This window comes from Halorubrum sp. AJ67, from assembly GCF_000513435.1.
Genome location: NZ_CBVY010000004.1, coordinates 193,493 through 194,071, shown reverse-complemented (window position 1 = coordinate 194,071; position 579 = coordinate 193,493). Strand labels below are relative to the sequence as shown.

The window sequence follows — 579 nt, the reverse complement described above, 5'->3', positions numbered from 1 at the left end:
CGTCGAGGTAGGAGTCGGCCGCGCGCGGGCGGGGCCGACGTTGTACGCCTCGTCCGCGTACCGGACGTGGCCGCCGTGTTTGTCCGCGTCACTGTAGACGGCGACGGTGTCGACACCCAGCTCCGCACAGGCGCGCATCACCCGAACCGCGATCTCCCCGCGGTTCGCGACCAGAACCTTGTCGAACATTCCTGTCGGTTCTTCCACGAACTGCTACCAAACTCTGTCGGTCCGTGACGGAGCGCGACGGCGTTCGACGCCGATCGGCGGAGCGTGTCGACGACGCGCTCCGGGCGACACGACGAGGTATGCTCGACGCGGGAAACCCTACGTGCTGCCGTCGACGCTGGCCGGTGCCGCAGTCTACCTCGGTCTCACGGTCGTCACCGACGCGTCGCTGCCGATCCGGATCGGCGCGCTCCTCGCGTTCGTCGTCGTCGTTCCGGCCGTCCTCAACCGCCTGTTCGGCGGACGGAGACCGTCGGAGAGCCTCGGTGTGGACGACGAGCCGACCGGCGACGAGGGAGCGCGACTAAGCGCGCGACCGAGGGACGCGTTACCACAGGCATAAATGTCAGC

1 protein-coding gene and 1 pseudogene are annotated in these 579 nt (G+C 68.4%); one reads left to right on the top strand and one right to left on the bottom strand.

Annotated features, from left to right (window positions below; genetic code table 11):
- Positions 1 to 189, bottom strand: a pseudogene (locus BN903_RS15645) (biotin carboxylase N-terminal domain-containing protein); the annotation flags it as partial.
- 142 nt (positions 190 to 331) lie between these two features.
- On the opposite strand from BN903_RS15645, the gene BN903_RS06325 reads away from it, so the two are divergent.
- Complete coding sequence (locus tag BN903_RS06325) at positions 332 to 571, top strand: hypothetical protein (protein ID WP_154018060.1); 240 nt, start codon at positions 332 to 334, stop codon at positions 569 to 571.
- The last annotated feature ends 8 nt before the right edge of the window (positions 572 to 579 follow it).